Annotated in this window: 18 protein-coding genes; 6 read left to right on the top strand and 12 right to left on the bottom strand. The window is 35.7% G+C overall.

Annotation, left to right across the window (positions count from 1 at the left end; translation table 11 throughout):
• Window positions 1-21 precede the first annotated feature (21 nt).
• Genes LBU54_RS04365 through LBU54_RS04355 form a run of 3 tightly spaced genes read left to right on the top strand, consistent with a single transcriptional unit; the run spans window position 22 to window position 3,611 of the window.
• Window positions 22-2,352: an ATP-dependent helicase gene (locus LBU54_RS04365; RefSeq protein WP_224526387.1), complete on the top strand. Its 2,331-nt coding sequence runs from the start codon at window positions 22-24 to the stop codon at window positions 2,350-2,352.
• Between the two features lie 33 nt (window positions 2,353-2,385).
• Window positions 2,386-2,979, top strand: coding sequence for a hypothetical protein (locus LBU54_RS04360; protein ID WP_224526385.1), 594 nt, complete (start codon window positions 2,386-2,388; stop codon window positions 2,977-2,979).
• A gap of 11 nt (window positions 2,980-2,990) precedes the next feature.
• Window positions 2,991-3,611 carry an L-threonylcarbamoyladenylate synthase gene (locus LBU54_RS04355; RefSeq protein ID WP_224526383.1) on the top strand — a complete coding sequence of 207 codons (621 nt, stop codon included), beginning with the start codon at window positions 2,991-2,993 and terminating at the stop codon, window positions 3,609-3,611.
• On the opposite strand, the gene LBU54_RS04350 is transcribed toward LBU54_RS04355, so the two are convergent.
• The 7 genes from LBU54_RS04350 to LBU54_RS04320 all read right to left on the bottom strand — a co-directional run bounded on the left by LBU54_RS04350 (window position 3,608) and on the right by LBU54_RS04320 (window position 10,834).
• A complete protein-coding gene (locus LBU54_RS04350; RefSeq protein WP_224526381.1) occupies window positions 3,608-4,819 on the bottom strand; it encodes a multidrug effflux MFS transporter in 1,212 nt (403 codons plus the stop codon). The two genes, LBU54_RS04355 and LBU54_RS04350, sit on opposite strands and share 4 nt — an antisense overlap.
• Before the next feature lie 115 nt (window positions 4,820-4,934).
• The gene (locus LBU54_RS04345) at window positions 4,935-6,476 is read right to left on the bottom strand and encodes an acyl-CoA carboxylase subunit beta (protein ID WP_224526379.1); all 1,542 of its coding nucleotides are present in this window, start codon (window positions 6,474-6,476) and stop codon (window positions 4,935-4,937) included.
• 6 nt (window positions 6,477-6,482) lie between these two features.
• Window positions 6,483-7,922 (bottom strand): acetyl-CoA carboxylase biotin carboxylase subunit, encoded by a 1,440-nt coding sequence (gene accC, locus LBU54_RS04340; protein ID WP_224526377.1) that lies wholly within the window; start codon window positions 7,920-7,922, stop codon window positions 6,483-6,485.
• 1 nt (window position 7,923) lies between these two features.
• The gene (locus LBU54_RS04335) at window positions 7,924-8,400 is read right to left on the bottom strand and encodes an acetyl-CoA carboxylase biotin carboxyl carrier protein subunit (RefSeq protein ID WP_224526374.1); all 477 of its coding nucleotides are present in this window, start codon (window positions 8,398-8,400) and stop codon (window positions 7,924-7,926) included.
• 82 nt (window positions 8,401-8,482) lie between these two features.
• The gene (locus tag LBU54_RS04330; protein ID WP_224526371.1) at window positions 8,483-9,157 is read right to left on the bottom strand and encodes a PrsW family intramembrane metalloprotease; all 675 of its coding nucleotides are present in this window, start codon (window positions 9,155-9,157) and stop codon (window positions 8,483-8,485) included.
• Window positions 9,154-9,711 carry an NUDIX hydrolase gene (locus LBU54_RS04325; protein WP_224526370.1) on the bottom strand — a complete coding sequence of 186 codons (558 nt, stop codon included), beginning with the start codon at window positions 9,709-9,711 and terminating at the stop codon, window positions 9,154-9,156. Before LBU54_RS04325 ends, LBU54_RS04330 begins: the two co-directional genes overlap by 4 nt.
• A gap of 34 nt (window positions 9,712-9,745) precedes the next feature.
• On the bottom strand, window positions 9,746-10,834 hold the full coding sequence (locus LBU54_RS04320; protein WP_224526368.1) for a M42 family metallopeptidase: 1,089 nt from the start codon (window positions 10,832-10,834) through the stop codon (window positions 9,746-9,748).
• A 124-nt stretch (window positions 10,835-10,958) separates the two neighbouring features.
• On the opposite strand from LBU54_RS04320, the gene LBU54_RS04315 reads away from it, so the two are divergent.
• Together LBU54_RS04315 and trhA are read left to right on the top strand one after the other, a co-directional pair.
• Window positions 10,959-11,636, top strand: coding sequence for a DUF4294 domain-containing protein (locus tag LBU54_RS04315; RefSeq protein ID WP_224527060.1), 678 nt, complete (start codon window positions 10,959-10,961; stop codon window positions 11,634-11,636).
• Complete coding sequence (gene trhA, locus LBU54_RS04310; RefSeq protein WP_224526365.1) at window positions 11,637-12,263, top strand: PAQR family membrane homeostasis protein TrhA; 627 nt, start codon at window positions 11,637-11,639, stop codon at window positions 12,261-12,263.
• Between the two features lie 6 nt (window positions 12,264-12,269).
• Here the strand turns inward: trhA and LBU54_RS04305 are convergent, their stop codons facing one another.
• The 5 genes from LBU54_RS04305 to LBU54_RS04285 form a co-directional block, all read right to left on the bottom strand.
• Window positions 12,270-12,989: a class I SAM-dependent methyltransferase gene (locus LBU54_RS04305; RefSeq protein WP_224526363.1), complete on the bottom strand. Its 720-nt coding sequence runs from the start codon at window positions 12,987-12,989 to the stop codon at window positions 12,270-12,272.
• Between the two features lie 3 nt (window positions 12,990-12,992).
• Window positions 12,993-13,676 (bottom strand): hypothetical protein, encoded by a 684-nt coding sequence (locus LBU54_RS04300; protein WP_224526361.1) that lies wholly within the window; start codon window positions 13,674-13,676, stop codon window positions 12,993-12,995.
• A 104-nt stretch (window positions 13,677-13,780) separates the two neighbouring features.
• Window positions 13,781-14,209, bottom strand: coding sequence for a DUF4268 domain-containing protein (locus LBU54_RS04295; RefSeq protein ID WP_224526359.1), 429 nt, complete (start codon window positions 14,207-14,209; stop codon window positions 13,781-13,783).
• Window positions 14,209-14,883, bottom strand: coding sequence for a ZIP family metal transporter (locus LBU54_RS04290; RefSeq protein ID WP_224526356.1), 675 nt, complete (start codon window positions 14,881-14,883; stop codon window positions 14,209-14,211). The genes LBU54_RS04295 and LBU54_RS04290 overlap by 1 nt, the downstream gene beginning before the upstream one ends.
• Window positions 14,884-14,892: 9 nt before the next feature.
• Window positions 14,893-15,624 carry a class I SAM-dependent methyltransferase gene (locus LBU54_RS04285; RefSeq protein WP_224526353.1) on the bottom strand — a complete coding sequence of 244 codons (732 nt, stop codon included), beginning with the start codon at window positions 15,622-15,624 and terminating at the stop codon, window positions 14,893-14,895.
• A 138-nt stretch (window positions 15,625-15,762) separates the two neighbouring features.
• Between LBU54_RS04285 and LBU54_RS04280 the strand changes: the two genes are divergently transcribed.
• Window positions 15,763-16,923 carry a THUMP domain-containing class I SAM-dependent RNA methyltransferase gene (locus LBU54_RS04280; protein WP_224526350.1) on the top strand — a complete coding sequence of 387 codons (1,161 nt, stop codon included), beginning with the start codon at window positions 15,763-15,765 and terminating at the stop codon, window positions 16,921-16,923.
• Window position 16,924 lies beyond the last annotated feature (1 nt).

Raw genomic sequence — 16,924 nt, 5'->3', positions numbered from 1 at the left:
ACAAATCGAAAAAATCGGCATTTGGAAAAGTATTTAGACCAATTAAATGAAGCTCAATTAGCGCCTACTTTGCAAAAGGAAGGACCTATGATTGTTATTGCTGGAGCTGGTTCTGGGAAAACAAGGGTATTGACCTACCGGATTGCTTATTTAATGAGTCAAGGTGTTGACGCATTCAATATTTTGGCGCTTACTTTTACAAATAAGGCCGCAAGAGAAATGAAAGGTAGAATTGCCGAGATTGTCGGTGAAAGTGAGGCTAAGAATCTCTGGATGGGAACATTCCATTCTGTATTTGCCAAGATATTAAGATTTGAAGGACACCATTTAGGGTTTCCAAGTAATTTTACCATTTACGATACACAAGATTCGCAAAAACTTTTGGCGTCGATCATAAAGGAAATGGGTCTTGATAAGGATATCTATAAAACCAAACAGGTTTACAGTAGAATTTCGTCTTATAAAAATAGTCTTATCACTGTTAAAGCTTACTTCAATAATCCTGAGCTTATGGAGGCCGATGCAATGGCACGCAGGCCGAGGATGGGTGATATTTATGCAGCGTATGTAGACCGTTGCTTTAAAGCAGGGGCCATGGATTTTGATGATTTGCTCTTACGTACTAATGAGCTTTTAACACGATTTCCTAATGTCTTGGCACAGTATCAGAATAAATTCCGGTATATTTTGGTAGATGAGTATCAAGACACCAATCATTCACAATACCTTATCGTAAGAGCTCTTTCAGATCGTTTCCAGAATATCTGTGTAGTAGGAGACGATGCTCAGAGTATCTATGCTTTCCGAGGTGCTAACATTAATAACATCCTTAATTTTCAGAAGGACTATGATGATGTCTGTGTTTACAGATTAGAGCAAAATTACCGTTCTACTAAAATGATAGTTGGAGCTGCAAACTCGGTAATAGAGCACAACAAGACCAAATTGGATAAGGTAGTCTGGACGGCAAATGAACAAGGAGACAAGGTTATTGTGCATAGATCCATGACTGACGGAGATGAAGGACGCTATGTTGCTAGTACCATCTGGGAAACCAAAATGAATCAGCAATTACCAAATAGTGATTTTGCGGTGCTTTACAGAACAAATGCGCAGTCGCGTGCAATTGAGGATGCATTACGAAAACGCGATATTCCTTATCGTATTTACGGAGGATTGTCTTTCTATCAACGAAAAGAAATAAAGGATGTTATAGCTTATTTAAGGCTTATACTAAACGATGCTGATGAGGAAGCGCTTAAACGAATTATTAATTATCCTTCGAGGGGAATTGGCCAAACTACATTAGATCGGTTGGTTGTTGCTGCCAATGCTAGTGGTAAGACGATTTATGATATCATGAAGGATATCGACAATGTATCAATCAATTTAAATAGGGGTACTAAGAATAAACTCAAGGATTTTGTAATACTTATTGAAAGTTACAAGGTGATGAACCAAAGTGCAAATGCCTTTGATCTTGCCGAACATGTTGCAAAAACAAGCGGATTAATCAAAGAACTTAATAAGGACGGTACGCCGGAAGGCGTTACCCGAATGGAGAACGTACAAGAATTGTTGAATGGTATTCGTGATTTTGTTGAGGGTCAGGTTGAATTGGCCGATGCTGGTGATTCCTTAGCTGAATTTTTAGAAGATGTTGCCTTGGCTACCGATTTAGATGGCGATAAAGGCGATCCCAACCACGTAGCCTTAATGACAATTCATTTGGCCAAGGGGCTTGAGTTTCCTCATGTTTTTATTGTTGGCATGGAAGAAGATTTGTTTCCAAGTGCTATGAGTATGAATACACGTAGCGAACTTGAAGAAGAAAGACGCTTGTTTTATGTAGCCTTAACACGGGCAGAAAAACAGGCCTATTTAACGTATACACTATCACGATACCGTTGGGGAAAATTAATTGATGCAGAACCAAGTCGTTTTATTGAAGAAATAGATGACAAGTTTATCAATATTACCACACCGCTCAAAGAACAGCGCTTTAACCCAATGCTTGATGCTTCAATATTTGGAGATATTGAACCTAACAAGGTTCGTTTTGCAAAACCGAAATCACCAAAATTTCAGAAGCGTGAACAAAAGAAAAAACCTGAGCGGTTTGAGATTAGCACACCAAAAAAATTAAAGCCATTGAGCAAATCAAATGGTGCCAGTAATCTTTTTGACACAAAACTTACTGTTGGTAATATCGTAAATCATCAACGTTTTGGTAAGGGAGAGGTTATTAAAATAGAAGGAGCTGGGGGAGATATCAAGGCCGAAATTAAATTTGAAAATGGCGGTTCTAAAAAGTTACTATTACGTTTTGCTAAGCTTGAAATTATAGGATAATCCTTATCTTTATTAGATGTTATTTGCTTAATTATGAAAACGCTCATTTATATTGTTCTATTTTTTCAATTTGCATTAATTAATGCACAGCGCCCTGGTAATATGAGACGCGCTAATTTTGGTCAAGACCAAAACACAGGTATGCGCGAAATCCCAAAGTTTGAATCACTCAAGTTAGCAGGAATATTTGAATATGACACCAAGAAAGCGCTCAAGAAACTGAAACTTAAAAAATCGGATACCGTATCACTTAGTGTTATTTCGAAAATCGAAAATTATAACCAAAAGATCAATCAGATAAACTCAGACAACAAAGATTTATTTGAGGGGTTGGATATTGTTGTGAATCAAAATATGGAAACGGCTAGGGCAAGCCAAAATAGAGAACTAATAAGAGAGACAATGACCATGGTTAGGGACAAGTTAAGTCCTGTTATAGAGCAGGTTAGGGGCCATGAGCAAAATCTTAATAATCAGATAAAGAAACTGCTAAGCGAAGAGCAGAATGAGCGATGGATTAAATATCAAAAAGCTGAAAAGGAAAAGATTATGCCTAGAAGACGTGGTAGCAATGATGCTCGGAATAGACCAGATAATTACAATCAAAATAGACAACGAAGAGGTTAGTTCTTAAGTTTATGGCCCAATTCATAAAAATATATCCCGATAATCCGAATCCTAAAGCAATCCAAAAGGTAGTTGATGTGCTCAAAAAAGGCGGATTGGTCATTTACCCTACCGACACGGTTTATGGATTAGGGTGTGATATTACCAACATTAAAGCCCTTGAGCGTATTGCCCAAATTAAAGGCATAAAGCTAGAGAAGTCTAACCTGTCATTTATTTGTGAAGATTTAAGCAACCTCAGTGATTATGTTAAGCAAATAGATAATACCACCTTCAAAATTTTAAAGCGCGCACTCCCAGGACCATATACTTTTATTCTACCTGGATCAAAAAACTTACCAAACCCCTTTAAAAAGCGAAAAACAGTTGGAATAAGGGTGCCTGATAATTCAATAACTCAAGCTATAGTTAATGGATTGGGAAACCCGTTAGTGTCTACTTCAATAAGGGATGATGATGATATTGTAGAATATACAACTGATCCTGAATTGATTTTAGAAAAATGGGATAAACGTGTAGATTTAGTAATTGATGCAGGCTATGGTGGCAATGAAGCTTCAACTATAATTGATCTTTCAGAGGATCCTCCCCTTATTATTAGAGAAGGTAAAGGAAGTCTTGAGATTTTCTAGCTAGCCTTTAGCAATTTTGAAACCCAATTACTATTGGCATAAAATATCAGAAGCGAAATTGTACCACAGACCAGAAAACCTACAAAAAGGGGTTGGACAGAATCTTTTACGTAACTTCCAATATGATTAGCAATTGGCACTGCCATTACTGTTGAAATAAACCCGTTCAAAGCAGAGCCAATCCCTGCGATATGCCCCATGGGTTCCATTGCAAGTGCTCTGAGATTACCAAATAAGAATCCTATTGTAAAGAATTGTATAGCAAAGAATCCAATCAACACTTCTATTCTGGGATTATTGTCACCTGAGAACATAAGTAAAAAAACAAGGGATGTTAGTACAAAGCTAACCATAGCAATGTGTACAATTGTTCTCATACCATACCTTACAACGACCTGACTGTTCATAAACGTCGCTAGTCCAACCGAAATTGCAAGGCTGGCAAATATTAGCGGAAACTCCTCGGCGAGATTATATTGTTTTTCGAAGATCTGTTGTGATGTGCTCAGGTAGACCATAAACGATCCCGTAATAAAACCTGAAAGTAAAGTGTAAACAACTGCAGATTTAATACTAAAAAACTGTGCTGTACCAGTAGTAAAAATGGTTAATCTATAAGGAATTCGATATTTTTCCTTTAGGGTTTCAGGCTGTCGCAACCAAAACCATAGCATTACCAGTGCACCAAATAATAGCGTGAAAGTAAAAATAAATTGCCAGCTAAAACGATTCATCAAAAACTGGCCAAGTGTAGGTGCTATTACCGGAACTAAAATAAATACCATTACAACTATAGATAATATTTTGGCCATATAATCACCTTCATACGAGTCTCGTACCATAGCAATACACATGGTTCGTGGTGATGCCAAACCGACACCCTGTAATACACGACCAAAAAGCATCATTTCAAAGTTCTTGGTAGTAATACAGACTATTGATGCCACCAAAAACAAAATGAAACCTGCATAAACAATCGGTTTTCTTCCAAAACTATCAGATAGAGGCCCAAAGATTAATTGACCAATGCCTAGGCCTAAAAATATTGATGTTATTAGTTTAGGATTGTCAAGAGGACTTGTAGCATTTAGATACTCTCCAATTAGAGGAAGAGCCGGTAATACTGCATCAATAGACAGTGCAACTATTGACATTAAAGCAGCCATAAGTACTACAAATTCAAATTGTGAGCGTTGTTGGTTTTGCATTGTGCAAAAGTAAGCTAATTATGAGGTGTAGGTCACAGGTTTATAATAATCATAACAAAAAAGGCCTTTTAGACTTTCGTATCTAAAAAGGCCTTAAATAATAGTTGTTAATTAATTAGAGCGGGATATTTCCGTGCTTACGTTTAGGCTTGTTAACCTCTTTGTTTTCTAGCATACTAAAAGCTTTGATTAGCTTGCGTCTTGTATTTTTAGGTAATATAACCTCATCAATATAGCCACGTTCTGCAGCACTGTATGGATTTGCAAAAAGCTCAGCATATTCGGCTTCTTTTTCTTTCCACTTTGTCTCAGGATCTTCAGCACTTGTAATTTCACGTTTGAAAATAATTTCGGCAGCACCTTTTGCACCCATTACGGCAATTTCAGCGTTTGGCCATGCAAAGTTCATATCTGCCCCAATATGCTTAGAATTCATCACGTCATATGCACCACCATACGCCTTTCTTGTAATTACAGTAACCCTTGGTACGGTGGCTTCACTGAATGCATAGAGTAGTTTAGCACCATTCACGATAATACCATTCCATTCTTGATCTGTTCCTGGTAAGAAACCAGGTACATCTTCTAAAACTAATAAAGGAATATTGAAACAATCACAGAATCGTACAAATCGCGCACCTTTTTTAGAACTATCAACACCAAGAACTCCTGCCAAAAACATGGGTTGATTTGCTACAATACCAATAGATTTACCACCTAATCTTGCAAATCCTACAATAATATTTTCTGCATAGTCCTTATGTATTTCGTAGAAAGAGTCTTTATCAATTATGCCTTCTATGACCTGATGCATATCATAAGGTTTATTTGGGTTGTCCGGAACAATATCAGATAGAACTTCTCTAACTTCTTCTTTTATGTCGTAGTTTAAATCTTGCGGTTTTTCGCGATTGCTTTGAGGTAAATAGCTCAATAATTTTTTTACATCCTCTAAACATTCTACATCATTTGATGAGGTCTTATGTGCTACACCGGATTTTGTAGAATGCACGCTTGCACCACCTAATTCCTCGCTTGTAACTTCTTCATTTGTTACGGTTTTAACAACATTTGGTCCGGTTACAAACATGTAACTGGTATCTTGTACCATAATAGTAAAATCCGTCATAGCTGGTGAATATACCGCACCGCCTGCGCAAGGTCCCATAATAGCAGAAATCTGTGGGATAACACCTGAGGCTTGTACATTTCTGTAAAAAATATCTGCATAGCCACCGAGTGAACGTACGCCTTCTTGAATACGTGCACCACCGGAGTCGTTTAAACCAATAATAGGAGCTCCAACATTAACGGCCATATCCATTATTTTACAGATTTTCTCTGCATGTGTTTCAGAAAGTGACCCACCAAAAACCGTAAAATCCTGCGCAAAGACATAAACCAATCTGCTATTAACTGTGCCATACCCAGTTACTACACCATCGCCATAAAATTTTTGGTCTTCCATACCAAAATCTTTTGTTCTGTGTGTTACCAATGCGCCAATTTCTTCAAAGGAACCTTCATCTAAGAGATAAGAAATACGCTCTCTAGCGGTTAATTTTTTCTTTTGGTGTTGCTTGTCTATTCTACTCTGACCGCCACCTAATTTAGATAGGGCAATTTTCTCGTTTAACGTTTTTATTTTAGAATCCATAGTAGCTTAGTTAGGTAGTCTTAATAATTTTTGATCTTTTAAATATTGCTTCAATGCAAGTTTTGCTGCTATTTCGGCTTCTATTTTGGCCGACTCTTCTACAATACTAGGTGAGTAATAATTCTTAACGAAATGCGTATCAAAATTACCACTTCTAAAGGCTTCATGTTTACAAACAAATCTACCAAATGGTAGGGTAGTTTGTACACCTTTTACTTTATAGTTATCGATTGCATAAATCATCCATTCAATAGCCTCGCTTCTTGTTTTGCCATAAGTGATTAATTTTGACAACATAGGATCATAGTAAATTGGGATATTCATCCCTTCTTCAAAACCGTTATCAACACGGACATTATCACCTTCAGGTAATTTATATTCTTCTAGTTTTCCGACGCTTGGTAAAAAGTCGTTCATAGGATCTTCTGCATATACACGAAGCTCTAAGGCATGACCATTTATTTTGAGGTTTTTTTGTTTGATGGTTAACTCTTCACCGCGAGCCACCTTTATTTGTAATTCTACTAAATCAACTCCTGAAATCCACTCCGTGACAGGATGTTCTACTTGCAGACGTGTGTTCATTTCGAGAAAATAGAAGTTATGGTCTGCATCCATGAGGAACTCTACAGTACCAGCGCCTACATAGTCGCAAGATCGTGCAACATTTATGGCTGCCTGTCCCATTTTATCTCTTAGTTGCGGTGTTAAAATAGCGGAAGGTGCCTCTTCCACAACTTTCTGGTGTCGCCTTTGTATCGAACATTCTCGCTCAAAAAAATGCAAGTAATTACCATGCATATCTGCCATGATCTGAATTTCGATGTGTCGTGGAGAAGTCACATATTTTTCTACAAAGACAGAACCATCCCCAAAAGCCGATTTAGCTTCACTAATAGCTCTTTTCATTTGGCTTTCTACATCTTTTTCTTTCTCAACTATACGCATTCCTTTTCCACCACCACCTGCAGCGGCCTTAATAAGAATAGGGAAACCAATATGCTTTGCAACTTCAACGGCTTCTTTTGGATCTTCTATCGCATGATCTACGCCAGGAACCATAGGTATGTTATAGTCTTTAACTGCTTCTTTGGCAGCTAATTTATCACCCATCATTTTTATGGCTTTAGAACGTGGTCCTATAAATGTGATACCATTAGCCTCGCACAATTCTGCAAAATCTGCATTTTCACTTAAGAATCCATAACCTGGATGTATTCCATCGACATTTAATGCTTTGGCAACTTCAATAATTTTGTCACCTCGCAAGTAAGACTGACTTGATGGGGCAGGACCTATGCATACGGCCTCACCTGCATACTTTACATGTGGTGCATGTCTATCTACTTCAGAATATACAGCAACTGTTTTTATACCCATTTGTTTTGCAGTGCGCATCACACGAATGGCAATTTCGCCACGATTGGCTACTAGAATTTTTTTCATGTTATTCGAATTCGATTAAAAGTGAATCTTTATCCACGGTTTCCCCTTGTTTAACTTTTATGGATTTTATGATGCCCTCGCGTGGTGAGTTGATGACATTTTCCATTTTCATGGCTTCTAAGATCAATAAAGGATCATCTTCTTTAACTTCATTACCTTCTGATACACTGATTTCTAAAATTAAACCAGGCATTGGTGCTTTTATATTGTTGACTTTTTTTGATGTACCAATAGCAAATCCCAAAGCGTCAATTTGCTGGTCTAAGACATCCTTGATGGCAACATCATATGTATTGTTATTTATTTTAATCAGATACTTTTTATTGTTGAAGTTGCTATCTAAAATTTTCGCTTTTATGGACGCATTATCATGAAGGATGTGATATTGATTTGTTGAAGTTTCAACAGCATCAAGTTGTTCTGCTGCCTCCTCGTTCACATCGAAATCGTAGGACGCATTAACCTTTGCTTTGTACATAATTATGTTTTTAGAGGTGCTAAATTATTCATTAAAGGTTGACCAAAACATGAAATAAATCATATTTTGAAAGGCACATATTTTAGGCTTTAAATTTAGAATTATCCTGATGTTTCTCAATGGCTTTTTTTGATAGTATAATTGCTATGATTAGTGATATAAAAGCACCAATTGAGATTCCTGGAATAAAATTAATAAATAGAAAAAAATCATACAAACCATGAAACAATACCGCCAAAAATAATCCCGTAATATTGAGACGCACACGATTTTTAGAAAACTTGGCTTTACCGATATAATAACCCATCAATATTCCAAATGTTGCATGTGCTGGGACCGCTGTAAACGCTCTTAAAATAGCTGTAAGATAACCACCTTCTAAAACATACAAGACATTCTCGGTGCAGGCAAATCCCATTGAAACCATAACGGTATAAATAATGCCATCAAATGGTTCGTTAAATGCCTTACGAGGTTGGGCAAAATACTTTACAATAACATATTTGCTAAACTCTTCAGAAAGTGCCACCACTAAAAAGGCCTGGATAAACTGTTCCCAAATGCTATATTTATCTGTAATAGGAATAAAATGCCCTGTAAAAAGGTAAATCACCGTAACAATAATAATGCTAACAACAGCACCTAATAGAAAGTTTAATAACAGTAATCTAATAGGTTCTTTTTCATACTTGTCTTGATAATAAATGAATGTGAGGATTATAAAAACAGGCGCAACAGCGAACATTATTAAATTCATAAACTCAATGTTGCTTTGATGGCATTAATAACAAATTTATAATAGGGTTTGTTCGTTGATACGAAATGGCTGTTTTCCTCACTTCTAGAGAGCAATTCCTCAAATTCATTAAAGTTTACCAATTTAAGCGCCTCAACTTCATCCTCTTGAGGCTTTAACTCTTCGATATCCGTGGTTAGTTGCGCAATATATACCTGGTGAAATTCGTAATCCAATACCTCACCATTATTGTAAGATGATTTATGCAATTTTACGCCAATTTTATTTAGGTGACTTGGAATTAATTCTAAACCGATTTCTTCTTTTGCTTCCCTAATTGCAGCTTCAATAAAGGATTCTCCGGCATCAATATGACCAGCGACAGAAACATCCCAAAGCAAGGGGTAAATTAGCTTTTTATGAGAACGTTGTTGCAACAGAATTTGACCATTTAGCGTATAAAGCCAAAGGTGAATCGTATTATGGTACCAGCCATTTTTGTGGGCTTCGGATTTTAAAGCTACTTTTCCGGTTGGATCTCCTGTTTTTGAAACAATATCTATAAATTCATCCATAAAAAAATAGTCTCATATACATGAGGCCTATCGTTTATTCAAAATAACTAAATGTTTCTCCAGTTTTTATTTTTATGAGGGTCTCATAGATGAGTCTAATAACGTTTTCGACGTCTTCTTTATGTACCATCTCTACTGTAGTATGCATATATCTTAACGGTAATGATATCAAAGCAGAAGCTACACCACCATTACTATAAGCAAATGCGTCGGTATCTGTTCCGGTTGCCCTCGATAAAGCTGCTCTTTGAAATGGAATCTTCTTTTCTTCTGCAATATCTGTGATAAGATCTCTAAGTTTTTGCTGTACAGCAGGAGCATAAGCTATAACTGGGCCTTTTCCTATTTCTGCATAACCCTGCTTTTTCTGGTCGATCATTGGTGTTGTAGTATCGTGGGTTACATCTGTCACAATGGCTACATTTGGCTTAATTGTTTGAGTAATCATTTCAGCACCACGTAATCCTATTTCTTCTTGAACGGAATTGGTAATATATAATCCAAACGGTAATTTCTTTTTATTCTGATGAAGTAAACGTGCTACTTCAGCAATCATAAAACCGCCCATTCTATTATCTAATGCACGACATACAAATTTGTCTCCGTTAAGAATGTGGAATTCGTCCGGGTAGGTAATCACGCAACCAACGTGGACACCCATTTTTTCAACTTCAGCTTTGTCTTTGGCGCCAATGTCTATACAGATATTATCTGGTTTTGGCGGTTCCTCTTTTGCTCTATTTCTAGTGTGTATGGCAGGCCAACCGAAAACACCCTTTACAATGCCTTTTTTGGTATGAATATTAACAATTTTACTTGGGGCAATCTGGTGGTCGCTTCCTCCATTTCTTATTACATATAAAAGTCCGTTGTCTGAAATATAGTTTACATACCAAGAAATTTCATCCGCATGACCTTCTATGACTACTTTGTATTTGGCCTTTGGATTTATGACCGCAACAGCTGTTCCGTAAGTATCTGTAATAAAGTCATCGACGTATGGTTTTAGGTAATCCATCCATATTTTTTGCCCATCCCATTCGTAACCTGTAGGAGATGCATTATTGAGATACTTTTCCAAAAAATCCATAGATTTTTTTGTCAATAATTGCTTTTTTGCCATGTGTAAAAAATTTTCCCTAAAAATAATAATATTAATACGAAATTAGGGTTTATGGTAGTATTAATTCTTAATTTTGAAGGCACCCAAATATGTCATTCAAAATGGTCGTGGCAGGCGTTTTTTTATGAAATATATCTTATCCATTTTTTTATTTTCATCTTTTATTTTGCAGTCGCAAGTAGATCCCGTAAAACAGGACACAACCGTTGTAGAGTATATAATTATCGAAGGCGATTCAATTCCAAGAACAGCAATTGACTTGGATGAGGTTTTGGTGTTGCCAGAATTAAATTTTAAAAATAGAGATGAACGCATTAGATATTTAGTCTTAAGACGAAAAACATTAAAAGTATATCCTTATGCTAAACTGGCTTCGGACCGTTTGGAATCTTTGCAGGACCGTCTTTCTAAATTGAAGCGAAAGCGTGATAAAAAACGCTATGCTAAGGTAATCCAGAGGTATATAGAAGATGAGTTTTCTGAAGAACTTAAAAAACTTACAAAAACAGAAGGGCAGATATTAATTAAACTGATTCATCGTCAAACAGGTACGACTGCATTTGATTTGATTAAAGAATTACGGAGTGGTTGGCGTGCCTTTTGGTTTAATAACACAGCCAAAATCTTTGATATATCATTGAAGAAAGAATTTAATCCACTAAAGGAAAAAGAAGATTATCTAATTGAAGATATTTTACAACGCGCTTTTCAAAACCAGCAACTGGATCGCCAACGACCAGCTTTTGAAATTGACTTTTATGCTTGCGTAAATAAATGGGGAAAGCCGAAATCCGAGAAATAAATGCGTGCTCAAACTAAATTTGAAGAATTGCTCAATGCCTGGTCTCATGCAATTGGTGCAGCCTTTGGAGTTATTGGACTATTGCTTTTAATATGGGATGTCGATAAAGAGAAACCATTCCACCTGTTTAGTGTTGTTGTTTATGGTCTATCCATAGTTATACTTTTTTTAGCCTCAACACTTTATCACGCAGTCAGGGGAGAGAAACGAAAACATTATTTTAGAATTGTAGATCACATAAGTATTTATCTTCTCATTGCAGGTACATACACTCCTGTTTTGCTCATTTTATTAACTAGCTCATTGGGTTGGACTTTATTTTGGATAGTATGGGGTATTGCACTTTTTGGTGTTGTTTTAAAATTATTTTTTACCGGAAAGTTCGAAGTGTTTTCAACCTCACTTTACCTTGTTATGGGATGGCTAATTGTTTTTGATTTTACTAATTTATCAGATGCTTTAGGTCCAAACGGATTATTGTGGTTGTTCTCTGGCGGTCTATTTTACACAGTAGGTATTGTATTCTACGCACTTGAGAGGTTACCATTTAATCATGTTATTTGGCACTTTTTTGTTTTGGCAGGTGCTATATGCCATTTTCTCATGGTATATTTCCATGTTATTTAGCTCAAACTAGCCTTTCACAAAAATCATACAGTGTTGCCAAGGTAAATTATCTAGATTCTTTTCTAATTTAAACCCTGAAGCTTTTAGTTCTTTTACTGCTTGTTTTTCCGTCATTTTGTGAAGTCTTTTAATAGGAACAGTGTTGTCTTCGCCTCGATATTCAATTAAAAATAATTTACCATTTGGTTTAAGTGCCTTTTTTATTGATAACAGCATCTCATATGGAAAGCTGAATTCATGATATACATCAACCATAAGTACTTTATCCAAAGTATTTTCTGGCAGATTAACAGATTTTTCAGAACCTAAAACAGTTTCTACATTGCCTTGTTCGGTGTAATTTCTGTTTGCCTTAATTGCATTTATCATTTCCTGTTGTATATCAACTGCATACACTTTACCGTTTTTAGCTAATGGTGCCATTTTAAAAACATGATATCCAGAACCAGCCCCAATATCAGCAATAACATCGCTTGGCTGGATGTTCATGTTTTTGAGCAATTTTGATGTTTCTTCTTCTTTTTCGCGTTCAGGTCGTTCTAACCAGCCTATACCTTGATAACCCATGACATAAGCAATTTCTCTACCCATATACCATTTGCCAATACCATTATAATCTCCTTTTTTAAAAGTATACTGATTTGTTGGACTATCTACTTGAGCCAATAGAGTAGTACAACAAACAATTAAGAATAAAAAAACTAAAAGTGTACTTTTTTGTACCATATATTATTTTTTCTTTGAATTGTTTATAGGAGAAATCATGATATGAGCTCTATGCGTTCCTGGATTCATAATCCAAGGATGATTGGATGCTATAGGAGCTTCTGGCAGACCGGTTGACTCTGAAGTGGCAAACGGTAGATAAACCACATAACGATAAATTGCATTTTCAACCTGTGTGGTTTTTGGGTCGTAACGTTCACTATCACCATAGTAAATGTGTAGTGTTGCACCAGGTTCTCCCATACTTAGCTTTCCAGATTTAACTTCTTCCTCTCTTATGTCAAAAATTTCAGCTCCTGATTTTCCTTCTGATTTGAGTTCACGTCCTCTCGCCATAAAAGGTTCAAGACTTTTATGATAACATGCTGCATTGAATCCGGACTTCTTGGGATCATCGGTTAAAACAATAAATTCATTTGTCCCCTCTCTGTAGGTAACAAATTCTCCAGCCATATTGTAACCTATAACTTTGCAATTTGCTCTATTAGCTTCGGGAGCAGCCAATAATGCTGTAGCCATTAGTGCCTCGTCATTGTCAATAGAAACGTAATTCTGCTCAGAAGTGTTATTAATAGTTTCTTCATTAGTATTCGTCAATTTTGATTCGGATTCGACATTATTCTCTTCATTTGTATTGCATGACGCAAAAATTGCCATAATTAAAATAGCGGACCATAGATTATTCATGAGTTTAATTTTTTATTTGATATTAAAAAGTGGATTGAATGTGCCTTATAAAAATACTGATTTTTACTGGCATCGAAGTTTTGTTTAGACATTTTTAGGTATGCCTATCCTTTAATGATATCCCTGTATTCTTCAAAAAATGCTTCAAACAGAGTCATATTTTGGTTAAAAAACCCCATAACCTCATGCCAGGTATTTTTATTATGAATAGACACCTTTTTTTCCAGAGGTAAATAAATTCTAGAGATTTCTTTGCCGTTATCCAAAAAGTATTCTTCTTCATAAATAGCATCCGGCAAATAATCACTTTTTAGGATACTTTTTAAAGCAACAAGTTTTTCCCAACAGTTTATTCTGTTTTCTAAATTATCCTCTAAGTCGAGTGCAATAAGTGCTTTTTTTGTGTCAAAATGAAATTTGAAAGAAAGCCCCTTAATTTTGGTATTATACAAGATCCATTTTCTTGGAAAGGATTTACCAAAACTTGTCCAGAACTCTTGTCGTAATAATCTACTTTCTTCCTTTGTAAACATTAAATAAAATAGGCAATGAGAACACCAAGTAAGATAGCAAGGAGTTTAGATAGATTAAACTTATGACCTTCACCAGTTTCAAATAAAATAGTGGTGGAGATATGAAGGAAAATACCAATTGCAATCGCATTAATTATACTTAAATAGTCATGTGGTATTGATGATGTATTTGAAATTACTGTTCCCAACGGTGTCATTATACTGAAAATGAATAGAAAAGTTACAATTTGCAATTTACTGAACTTGGATTGCAACAAAAACGCTGTGATTAGAGCTGCTATTGGAATTTTATGGATAAACACACCATAAACCATATCGTTATGTTGGTGAATTGGAAAGCCTTCAATTAAGCTGTGTAAGCACAAACTTATAAATAGTAACCATGGAAAATTAGTTTGGTTTTTGTGAATATGAATATGGCCATGCTCAGCACCTTTAGAAAAAAATTCTAAAATAACCTGTAGCAAGATACCACACATAATGAAAAGCCCAGTTTCCTTTGCGTCCAAATGATCATAAACCTCAGGTAATAAATCAAAAAGTGTAAGCGCCAAAAGAAATGCACCACTAAAGGATAAAAGTAATTTCGTACCAGTAGTCTTTTGCTTTTTGGTCAACAAAGCAATTGCCACACCAATTATTATCGCATAAACAGGAAAGAGATACTTGTTCATAAAGGAATTTTACTTAAATATCATGATAAGGCGCTCTGATAAATCTGCACGATACTTATTTAAATTATAATCTCCAAAAACATCTAGTAAATGTACATTGGCCTCATCAAATAATTCTTGAAAATCTTCAAGCCTGAATGCCTTTACACGTTCCTGAAATTTGTAGTCCTCATTATTGTAGTTAAAGTTAATATCCTTTATTATGTAACCATCTTCTAAAAAACGTTTTTGATGAAATTCAATTCCTTCCATAGATTTTGTGTCGTGTGGCACAAGATTTTCAACTACATAATTTACATTCATGAAATCAATAACACCAAATCCGTCAGAGTTTAATTCTTGCTTAATAGATTTAATTGTATCTAGATTACAAGATTCGTCCTCAAAGTAACCAAAACTGGTAAAGAGATTAAAAACAGCGTCAAACGTGTCAAGGTATGGCTTGCTCATGTCATGAACTTTAAACCTTAGTGTTTCGTTTTCAAATTGTTTGGCATAATTTATACTTTTCTCAGAAAGGTCTATACCTGTGACATTAAATCCAATTTTATTAAGATACACCGAATGTCTTCCTTTGCCGCAGGCCAAATCAAGGATTTTTCCATTTTCAGGTATATTTAAATAACTAGTAAGATTGTCCATAAAAATCTGAGCTTCTTCATAATCTCTGTCTTTATAAAGAATGTGATAAAATGGTGTGTCAAACCACGAAGCATACCATTGTTTGGTGGAATTATTCATATCGTTTAATGTCGTACAAAAATACTGTATTTTTGCTTTCTGAAAATTCTCTTGCGAGAATAGGTTTTCATTTGTAAATAAATTATCATCAACATTACATAAAATTTAAAAAAGATAATTTGCATTATCAATTAGCCTATGGACAGCAATTTTAAAATGGTGGCTAAGACCTTGTTTGGTTTTGAAGATATTCTTGCCAAAGAACTAACCCAATTGGGAGCTATGCATGTAGAAAAGGGTGTGCGTAATGTTAGTTTTGTTGGTGACAAGGGCTTTATGTATAAGGCTAATATAGGTCTCAGAACGGCTATTAAGATCTTAAAACCTATTGAATCCTTTCGTGTTGTAAAAGAACAAGACTTGTATAATTATGTAAAGCGAATTAAATGGGAGGACTATTTAAAACCAGATGGTACGCTTGCTGTAGATGCTACTATACACCATAGTGTATTTACGCATTCAAAATATACTGCTCTTAAAACCAAAGATGCTATTGTAGATCGGTTTCGAGAAATTAGCGGAACGAGACCGAATATTGATTTGCGTTTTCCAGATTTAAAAATCAATGTGCATATCGATAGGCAACGGTGTACAATTTCTCTTGATACTTCGGGAGAATCATTGCACAGACGAGGTTATAAAACGGCCACCAACATAGCGCCAATAAATGAAGTACTTGCTGCAGGATTGATAGTGATGAGTGGTTGGGATGGTCAATCTGATTTTATGGATCCAATGTGTGGTAGTGGGACCATTTTAGCAGAAGCAGCGATGATAGCTTGTAATATTCCACCTAATCTTATGCGGAAGGAATTTGCATTTGAGCGTTGGCAAGATTGGGATGTTGACTTGTTTGAAAAAATTGAAGAATCCTTACTCAAGAAAACCAGAGACTTTCACTATAGAATTATTGGTTTTGATAAGTCTCCATCAGCTGTCAGGAAAGCAAAGGATAATATTAAAAACGCTCATTTAGATGAATTTGTCACCATCAAGCATGAAGATTTTTTTAAAACTCAAAAAGCTGGTGACGAAAAGTTGCACATGGTTTTTAATCCACCTTACGGCGAACGATTAGAGAACCTTAATGTAGAAGAATTTTATGCTAATATTGGTTCAACCCTAAAACATGGTTATCCAAATACAAATGCTTGGTTGATTACTTCTAATATTGAAGCGCTTAAATTTATTGGATTGAGACCTTCTCGCAAAATAAAGGTATTCAACGCAAAATTAGAATCGCGCTTTGTTAAATATGAAATGTACGAAGGAAGTAGAAAAGCCAAAAAACAGTCGTAAA

Origin of the sequence: Winogradskyella alexanderae, assembly GCF_020166335.1 — a bacterium.
GTDB lineage: Bacteria > Bacteroidota > Bacteroidia > Flavobacteriales > Flavobacteriaceae > Winogradskyella > Winogradskyella alexanderae.
This window is presented reverse-complemented; position numbering and strand designations above follow the sequence as displayed.